The organism is Nocardia sp. NPDC019219, assembly GCF_040632645.1.
GTDB lineage: Bacteria > Actinomycetota > Actinomycetes > Mycobacteriales > Mycobacteriaceae > Nocardia > Nocardia sputorum.
Map to the genome: position 1 here is coordinate 1 of NZ_JBEYCG010000033.1, position 10572 is coordinate 10572.

The window sequence follows — 10572 nt, forward strand, 5'->3', positions numbered from 1 at the left end:
TGACGCGCCGTCGACCGCGGCGGATTCAACACCTCCACCAACCGCTCGAACGGCACATCCGCATGCGCGAACGCCGCAAGATCCGACTCACGCTGACGCGCAAGCACATCCGCAAACGATTCGCCACCGTCGATCCGCGACCGGAACACCACAGTATTGACGAACATGCCGATCAAATCATCGAGCTCCCGCTCACCACGTCCGGCCACGGGCGTGCCGACGGCGATATCCGCATTGCCGGACAGGCGAGCAAGCAGCACCGCGAACGCCGTGTGCACCACCATGAACAGCGTCGCGCCATGCGCACGAGCGAGCTCCGCCAACCCGGCATGCGTCGCGGCGTCCACCGTCACGGGCACGCGCGCACCCGCGAGCGAAGCCACCGCTGGACGCGGCCGGTCGGTCGGCAACTCCAGCACGTCGGGCAACCCGGCCAGCTCGGCGCGCCAGAACGCGATCTGCCGTGCCGCGAGCGATTCCGGATCCGACTCCTCCCCCAGCACCGCACGCTGCCACAACGCGTAATCCGCGTACTGCACCCGCAACGGCGACCAGCCCGGCGACTCGCCTGCCACACGCGACGAGTACGCCACCATCACATCGCGCACCAACGGACCCATCGACGACGCGTCCGCCGCGATGTGATGCACCACCACCGCGAGAACGTACTCCTGCGGCGCGTCCACGATCCGCAGCAGCCGGACGCGAACAGGCACGTCGGCGGTCACATCGAAGGGGGCCGCCGCGAGCGTGTACACCTCGCGCTCGATCTCGTCCGCACCGATCGGATGTTCGGCCACATCCAGCGTCACCTGGCCCGCGGCCAGCACCACCTGCACCGGGCCATCGGGCGTCTCCGGATACACCGTGCGCAGCACCTCGTGCCGCGCCACCACATCGCGCAGCGCCGCACCCAGCGCGCCCACATCCAGCGCACCGGTCAACCGCAACGCGAACGGCAAGTTGTAGGCCGCCGAACCGGTCGCCGCGACGGCGTCCTCAACGTGGTCGAAGCGGTTGAGGAACCACATCCGCCGCTGCGCCAACGACAACGGCAACCGCTCCGGACGAGCGATGCTCCCCAGCCGCACACGGCGCTCACCGTCGGTATGCGACTCCAGCGCCGCCGCCAACGCCGCGACCGTGGATGCCTCGAACAACGCACGCACCGGCACCTGAGCATCGATCGCCGCCCCGAGACGCGCCACGACCCTCGTGGCGACCAGCGAATTGCCGCCGAGCGCGAAGAAATCGTCATCCGCGCCGACCCGGTCCACGCCGAGCACCGCCGCGAACACCTCGGCGACGATTTCCTCGACCGCCGTCGCCGGCGCACGGAATCGCCGCGCCGTGAAGGTCGGCTCGGGAAGCGCCTTGCGATCGAGCTTGCCGCTGGGATTCAGCGGGAACGCGTCCAGCGCCACGATGGCAGCCGGAATCATGTAGGCCGGCAACGTTTCCGCGATCGCCGCGAGCAAGTCGCCCTGCTCGATCGAGTACCCGGGCGCGGGTACCGCGTAGGCGACCAATTGGTCGCCCAGGGACGACGGCGCGACCACCGCCACGGCCTGGCTCACCGAAGGCTGCGCCAGCAGCGCCGTCTCGATCTCACCCAGCTCGATCCGCTGACCGCGGAACTTCACCTGGAAATCGGTCCGGCCCAGATAGTCCAGCCGGTGCGGTAGTTCGTCGGTGGCGGCGCGCCAGACCACCAGGTCACCGGTGCGGTACATCCGCTCGCCATTGCCGAACGGGTTCGCCACGAACCGGTCCGCGGTCAGATCGGGACGCCGCACATAGCCGCGGGCCAGCTGATCCCCCGCCAGATACAGCTCGCCCGGAACCCCCGCCGGCACCGGTTGCAGACGCGCGTCCAGCACGTACACCTGCGTGTTCCACTGCGGTACGCCGATCGGCACGGTGCGCTCGTCCACCGCGGTCGCGGGCCAATAGGTCACCGAGACGGCCGCCTCCGTGGGGCCGTACAGGTTGTGCACGGCGGCATCGGACACCGCCTGCATCGCGGCGACGGTCTCCGGTGGCAACGCCTCGCCGATCACGAAGATGTCACGCAAGGTCGGGCACGAGCCGGGGGAGGTGTGGGCGGCGAAGACCGTCAGCATGGACGGCACGAAGTCCGTCACCGTCACGCCTTGCGCCGCGATGGTCTCCGCCACGTACACCGGGTCACGATGCCCCTCGTGGTGGGCGACCACCAGCTTGGCGCCCACGCGCAGCGGTAGGAAGTAGCCCCACAGCGAGACGTCGAACGTCGTCGCCGTCTTCTGCAAGTACACGTCGTCCGCGTCGAGCGGATACGCCGCGAGCATCCAACTGATCTGGTTCTGGATCGCGAAGTGCGAGATCGCGACGCCCTTGGGGCGGCCGGTGGACCCGGAGGTGAAGATCACGTACGCCGGATGGTGCGGCAGCAGCGGACGCAGCAGTTCCTCCGCGCGCACCGGCGAATCGTCGAACCGGTTCGGGTTCAGTGCGTCCAGCAGCAGCACCGCGGTGCCTTCCGGCACGTCGACCGCGTCGGCGGAGGTGGTCAGCACGCAGACCGGCCGCGCCGTCTCGAGGATGTGCGCGATGCGTTCGGCCGGATGATCCGGATCCAACGGCACATACGCCCCACCCGCCGCCACGATCGCATACATCCCCACCACAAGATCCAACGACCGGCGAACCGCCAACCCCACCAACGACTCCGCACCCACACCCTGCGAAATCAACAACCGCGCCACACGATTCACCCGCGCATCGAACGCACGGAACGTCAACTCCACACCCTCGTACACCACGGCGACCTCGTCCGCGTACGCCTCCGCCGCACGGCGATACCCGTCCAGCAGCAACTCGGCGGGAACCGGGTAACGGGTGTCGTTCCACTCGTGCAGGATGCGTTCGCGTTCGGCGGGAGCGAGCAGATCGATCGCGCCGATCGGCCGATCCGGCTCGGCGGCGGCGACGGTCAGCAGCCGATCCAGCCGCCAGGCGAACTCGGCGATCGTCCGTTCGTCGAACAGGTCGGTGGCGTAGGTGAACATCGCCGTGAAGCCCGACGCCTCGCCCCCGGAGTCGGGCACCACGGTCAATTGCAGATCGAATTTCGCCACCGCGCCGTCGAATTCCAGCACGCGGGCGGAGAGCCCGGGCAGGTCGATCTCCGGCCGGTTCAGGTTCTGGAAGAACAGCGCCACCTGGAACAGCGGGTGATGCGCCTGCGACCGCACCGGGTCGAGCACCTCGACCAACCGCTCGAACGGCAACTCGGCATGCGAGAACGCGCCCAGATCGGTTTCCTTCGTCTGAGCCAGCAGCGTGCGGAACGACGCGCCGAGGTCGATCCGGGTGCGCAGCACCAGGGTGTTGACGAACATGCCGATCAGCGCGTCCAGTTCGCGCTCACCCCGGCCCGCCACGGGCGTGCCGATGGTGATGTCGTCGGTGCCGGTGAGCCGGGCGAGCAGCACCGCCAGCGCGCTGTGCACCACCATGAACTCCGAGGCGCCCGCGCTGTGCGCCAACTCGGCGAGACCTCGATGCACCGAGGCGTCCACCGCGAACGTGTACTCCGCGCCCCGGCCGGAGGCGACGGGCGGGCGCGGACGGTCCGAGGGTAGGTCGATCCGGTCGGGGATGCCCGCCAAGGCTCGCCGCCAATAGGCGATCTGGGCCGCGGCCACCGACTCCGGATCGTTCTCGTCGCCGAGCATCGCGCGCTGCCACAGCGTGTAGTCCGCGTATTGCACCGGCAGCGGTTCCCAGGACGGGCGCGCCCCGTTACGCCGGGACAGGAACGCGCTGAGCAGGTCCCGCAGGAACGGCGCGACCGACGCGCCGTCAGCCGCGATGTGATGCACCACCACCGCGACCACGTGGTCGGCGGGGCCGATCTCGGCCAGCGCCATCCGCAGCGGCACTTCCGCCGCGACATCGAAACCGGTCAGCGCGAGGCCGCGCAGCCACGCGGGCAGCTCGTGTTCGGCGACGGGCTTCGGCGCGAGGTCGGGGACGGCCGCAGCGGCGGGCAGCACCACCTGATACCCCGTACCATCCACCGCCGGATACACCGTCCGCAACGTCTCATGACGCCCGACCACATCCGCGACCGCCGCCCGCAACGCCGCCACATCCAACACACCCGACAACCGCACCGCGAACGGAATGTTATTCCCCGCCGAACCGGTATCGAACTGATTCAAAAACCACATCCGCCGCTGCGCCAACGACAACGGCACCCGCTCCGGACGCTCCACCGCCACCAACGCGTGCCGGTCACCGGCGCCCTTCAACGGCTCCAGCCGCGCGGCCAGCGCGGCGACGGTGGGGCTCTCGAAGATCAGCCGGGCGGGCACCCGCGCCGCGATGGCCGCGCCGAGCCGGGCGGCGACCTGCGTCGCGATCAGCGAATTGCCGCCCAGCTCGAAGAAATCGTCGTCCGCGCCGACCGGCGCACCGGGACCGAGCAGCTCGGCGAACACCTCGCTGACCAGCTCTTCCAGCGGACCGACCGGCGCACGGAATACCTTGGTCTGTAGGCGCGGCGTGGGCAGCGCCGCGCGATCCAGCTTGCCCACGGGGGTCAGCGGAATCTCCTCCAGCACCATGACGACGGTCGGCACCATGTGCGCGGGCAGGATGCGTTCGGCGAAGGCGGCGAGTTCGGCCGCGTCGGCGACCATCCCGGGCGCGGCGTGCACATACGCGACGAGGATGGTGACGCCGCTGTCCAGGTCGTGCCCCACGGTGACCGCGAAGTCGACGGTCTCGTGCCCGGCCAGCACCGCGTCGATCTCACCCAGCTCGATCCGGAAACCCCGGATCTTCACCTGGAAATCGTTGCGACCCAGATACTCCAGCTCACCATCCGGCGTCCAACGCACCAGGTCACCGGTGCGATACAGCCGGGAACCGTTGGCGTCGAACGGGTTCGCCACGAAGCGGGACGCGGTCAGCCCGCGCCTTTCGTGGTAGCCGCGGGCCAGTTGGGCACCGGTGATGTACAGCTCACCGGCCACCCCGCTCGGAACGGGAACCAATCGTTCGTCCAGCACGTACTCGGTGACGGCCCGGATCGGCGCGCCGATCGTCACCGGCTCGCCGGGCGCCAGCGGCGCGCTGATGTTCGTCATGATCGTGGTCTCGGTCGGGCCGTACCCGTTGAAGAACTCCCGGGTCCGCCCACCCGACACCGGGAGCACCCAGCGCCGCACCAGCTCCGGCGGGCACGCCTCGCCACCGGCCACCACCACACGCAACTCGTCCAGCCCCGTCGGATCCACCGACGCGAGCGCGGCGGGCGTCACGAACGCGTGGGTCACGGCCTCCCGGCGCAGCAGGGACGCGAAGTCCTCGCCGCCGAACACCGTGGGGGACGCGACGACCATGGTGGCCGCGCCGCCGAGCGCGAGCAGCAACTCCAGCACCGAGGCGTCGAACGATGGCGACGCGAAATGCAGCGTCCGCGACGCACTCGTCACCCGATACCGATCACGCTGCTCGGCACAGAAACTCGCCAGTCCCGCTTGGGTGACCACCACGCCCTTCGGCGTGCCCGTGGAGCCGGAGGTGTAGATGACATACGCGGGATGCTCCGCGCGCAGCGGACGCACGCGGTCGGTGTAGGTCACCGGGTCGGCGGCGAACTCCTCCAGCCGCCGCGCGCAGTCGGCGGTGTCGATGGACAGCCACTCGACCCGGGGCGGCAAATCGGCGCGGATCTTCTCGACGGTGAGCCCGAAGACCGCGCCGGAGTCGACGACCATGCGCTCGACGCGATCGGCCGGATAGTTCGGATCCACCGGCACGAACCCCGCACCGGTCTTCGCCACCGCCCACACCGCCACCACGGACTCCACCGACCGCGGAATACCCACCGCGACCAGATCCTCCGGACCGACCCCCCGATCGATGAGCAGCCGCGCCAACCGCGTGGACCGTTCGTCCAGCTCGGCATAGCTCAGTGTGGCGTGGGTGCTGGTCGCGTCGGCGAAGATCACGGCCGCACCGCTGGGGTTGGCCTCCACGGCGGTGGCCATCAACTGCGGCAGGGTGGTGACGCGGGGGCGACGGGTCCGAGTCGGACGCACACGGGCCGGGCGGGTCATCGGCGCACCGCTTCCGCAGTCTCGTCACACCGCTGCCCGACCGCCCGAACCATCGTGCTGCCTCACCCTGTCTATCGTCGCCACACGCACGTCACCATGCTGCCCGCGCTGTGATCATCGAACGCGCGCATGCCGATCGTTACCTAACCGCCGGCGCACGCCGAGTGTGACCGGCCACGACCCGTGAGTTTCCGGGGCAGGAGCGGACGCGTATGACGAGTGCCGCGGACGATTATTCCCTGCCGACGCCCGATCCGTGTCGCGACGTCGGCAGGGACGATCACCGGCGCGCGTCGAGCAGAGCGGCCAGCTGCGGGCCGATCACCGCCAGCGCCTCCGGCGTGGCCATCCGCGCGTGCGTGACCTCGACCGGCCGGTCGACGACCATGCCCTGGACGTACGGCCACCAGTCCGCCGCGGCGGCGCGCAACTCGTCGGCGGGGTCGGCGACGGCGGCGCTGAAGTACTGCACGGTGCCGCGGAAGACGCCGGGCCGGTGCTTGGCGATCAGCTCCGCCGAGCGGACGGCGCTGCGATAGATCCGGCGCAGCCGCTCCGGCGTCACCGCGACCAGATCCGCCGGGATCATGGCGTGCAGCGCGGCCAACGACTCGTCGTCGAGGTCGTAGACATCGTCGCCCTCGGCGGCCGTCGTACCGAGACCGAGTTCGGCCAACGCACCGCGCACCGCGGCGCGGAAGCCGACGACGTCCGGATTCGGATGGCTGTCCATCATGGCCAGCAATTCCACCTGCTCGCCCGCATCCTGCAACTCGGTGGCGATGGCATGGGCGAGGACACCGCCCAGCGACCAGCCGAGCAACCGGTAGGGACCCTGCGGTTGCACCGCCCTGATCTCGGACAGGTAGCGCGCGGCCAGCTCGGCCAGCGAATCCGGCAGCTCGCCGTCCTCCGACAGCGCGGGCGATTGCAGACCGAAGATCGGCTGGTCGGCGGGCATGAACTGGGCCAGTCCCGCATACGACCAGGCCAAGCCGTACATCGGATGCAGGCAGAACAGCGGGGCCGCCGATCCGCTCGCCCGGATCGGAAGCAGCACGTCCAGCGCCGCGGTGGCGTCGGCGTCGCCCGCGTCGATGCGGGCGGCCAACCCGGCAACCGTGGCGTCGGTGAAGAACCACTGCACCCGCACGGTCGCTCCGGTCGCGTCCCGCAGCCGACCGGCCACCTGTGCCGCGAGCAGTGAGTTACCGCCGAGGGCGAAGAAGTCGTCGTCCAGGCCGACGCGGTCGGTGCCCAGCAGTTCGGCGAATACTTCCGCCACCGCCTGCTCGGTGACCGTCTCCGGCGCGCGGTAGGCGACCGCGCTGGTGATCTCCGGGGCCGGAAGCGCGCGGCGGTCGAGTTTGCCGTTGGGGGTCAGCGGCAAGACGTCGATGACCACTACGGCGTCGGGCACCATGTACCCGGTCAGGAACTCGGCGACCCCGGCCCGGACCTCCGCCGGGTCGATGCGCACGCCGCTGTCGGGCACGACGTAGCCGATCAGGCGCTCACCCGACTGTTCGTCGGCACGCACCAGCGCGACCGCCTGCCCGATACCGCCGCAGCGCAGCAGCGCGGCTTCGATCTCGCCGAGCTCGATGCGGAACCCGCGCAACTGCACCTGCTGGTCACTACGCCCGGCGTACTCGAGAGCGGCGTTGTCGTCACCGGCACGCCACCGGCCGATGTCACCACTGCGGTACATCCGCGATCCCGGCGCACCGAACGGATTCGCGACGAACCGCGTCGCGGTCAAGCCCGGCCTGCCCAGATAACCGCGCGAGAGCTGCGCCCCGACGACATGGATCTCACCGGGCACCCCCACCGGAGCCGGATGCAGACGCCGGTCCAGCACGTACGCATCCAAGCCGGGGATGGCCCGGCCGATCACACTGGCCGGGTTGTCGGCGCTGTGCTCGGCCAACGGCAGGAACGACACATGCACCGTGGTCTCGGTGATGCCGTACATGTTCACCAACCGCGTGCGGTCACCATGGCGCTCGTACCACCGGCCCAGCTTGCGCAGATCCAGCGCCTCACCACCGAACACCACATACCGCAGCGCCAGATCACGTGGGTCCGCCGCTCGATCCGCTTCCACCAGCTGATAGAACGCCGACGGGGTCTGGTTGAGCACCGTCACCCGCTCCCGGATCAACAGTTCGCGGAACTGCTCCGGCGAGCGCGAGGTCACATAGTCGACCACGACCACGCTGCCGCCGTGCGCCAGCGCGCACCACAGCTCCCACACCGAGAAGTCGAACGCGTAAGAGTGGAACAACGTCCACACATCGGTCGCGCCGAACTCGAACAACGGCTGAGTGTTGGCGAACAACTCGACCACATTGCGGTGGGCGACCCCGACCCCCTTGGGCACGCCGGTGGAGCCGGAGGTGTAGATGACATACGCCAGGTTGTCCGGGCGCAACCGTCCCAGCCGCTGCCCGTCACCGACCGGTGCGTCCGAATACGATTCGGCCTCGGTCAGCAGCACCACCGACAATTCACCGGCAGGCACCGCGTGGCGCTCCTGCGCCGTGGTCAGCACACACACGGGAGCGGCGTCTTCGAGCATGAATTCCAGCCGCTGCACCGGATAGGTGGTGTCGATCGGCAGATACGCCGCCCCCGCGATCAACACACCCAACAGCGCGACCGGCAGTTCTTCGGTGCGTGGCACCGCGACCGCGACCACCGATTCCGGGCCCGCACCCTGGGCGATCAACGCCCGCGCGACTTGGTTCGCGCGCCGCTGCAGCTCACCGAAGGTCAAGCTGGTGTCGCCGAAACGAATCGCGACCGCGTCCGGACGCGACCATGCCTGCTCGGCGATCACATCCGGCAAGGTCGCGCCGGGCACCCAGGCACCCGGCGCGTTCCACGCGCTCAGGACCTGATCCCGCTCGCCGGTCGCGAGCACATCGATGTCGCCGACCACGGCGGTGGCATCGGCCGCGACCGTCGCCAGGACACGGCGGAACCGGTCCGCGAAACTCCGCACGGTCGATTCGTCGAACAGGTCGGTCGCGTAGCCGATCACCACCGAAAGGCCCGCTGCACCGGGCTGTTCGGCCAAGGTGATCTGCAGGTCGAACTTGGCCGCCGACACCTGCGGATCGATGCCGGACACGGTGAGTCCGGGCAGCTCGAGCGTCGCCTGCGCCAAGTTCTGCAGCACCAGCATCACCTGGAACAGCGGATGCCGCGCAGCCGAGCGGACCGGATCGAGCAATTCGACCAGGCGCTCGAAGGGCAGGTCGGCGTGACCGAACGCCGCGACATCGGTCCGGCGGACCTCGGCGAGCAGCGCGTCGAACGACGTGCCCGGCTCGACCTCGGTCCGCAGCACCAGGGTGTTGACGAACATGCCGATCAGGTCGTCGAGCTCGGCCTCGCCGCGGCCGGCCACCGGGGTGCCGATGGCGATGTCCGAGGTGCCCGACAGCCGGGCCAGCAACACCGCGAGTGCGGCGTGCACCACCATGAACAGCGTCGAATTGTGCTGCTGGGCGAGCCGTTCCAGCGCGGTGTGCAGCTCGGCGTCGATGTCGAAGGCGAAGGTGGCTCCGCGATAGGACGCCTGGGCGGGCCGTGGCCGGTCGGCCGGGAGCGGCAATTCGTCCGGCAGGGCGGCGAGCGCGCCGCGCCAGTACTCGGCCTGCTGCGAGATGAGGCTGCCGGGGTCGGTCTCGGAACCGAGCACCTCCCGCTGCCACAGGCTGTAGTCGGCGTACTGGACCGGCAGCGGGGCCATGGCCGGGGCCACGCCCCTGCTGCGCGCCTCGTAGGCCAGCATCAGATCCCGGGTGAGCGGTCCCAGCGACCAGCCGTCGGAGCTGATGTGGTGGGCGACGAAAGCGAGCACGTGCTCGGTGACCTCGTCTGCCTGCGCGACCTCGAACAGTTCCACCCGGAACGGGACTTCGGTGGTCACCTCGAACCCGGCGGTGACGACCGCGGTCACCGCGGCGACCAGCTCGTCCGCGTCGACCCGGATGGGTACGAGGCTGATCGGCACCTCGGCCGCCGGAAGCACCTGCTGTACCGGGCCGTCGGGCGTCTGCGGGTAGATCGTGCGCAGAATCTCGTGCCGCGCCACCAGATCCGCGACGGCCTGCCGCAACGCGGCCACGTCCAACTCACCGGTGAGGCGGATGGCGGCAGGGATGTTGTAGACCGACGATGCCGGATCGAACTGGTTGAGGAACCACATGCGCTGCTGCGCCAGCGACAGCGGGATCCGTTCCGGACGCGGACCGGCCACCAGGGCTTTACGGCCGCCGCTGCCTGCGTGCTGCTCAACCTTCGCGGCGAGTCCGGCCACGGTGGACGCTTCGAACAGCACGCGCACCGGCACACGGGCGTCCAGTGCCGCGCCGATCCGCGCCGCGACCTGCGTCGCCAACAACGAATTACCACCCAGCGCGAAGAAATCGTCATCCGCACCGACACG

General features: G+C 69.7%; 2 protein-coding genes. Both read right to left on the reverse strand.

The annotated features are described in order from the left end of the window. Positions 1 to 6113, reverse strand: a 6113-nt coding sequence (locus ABZ552_RS33935; protein WP_357441932.1) for an amino acid adenylation domain-containing protein, incomplete at its 3' end; no start/stop codon positions are given. 280 nt (positions 6114 to 6393) lie between these two features. Continuing rightward, a partial coding sequence (locus ABZ552_RS33940; RefSeq protein ID WP_357441934.1) for an amino acid adenylation domain-containing protein occupies positions 6394 to 10572 on the reverse strand: 4179 nt, incomplete at its 5' end.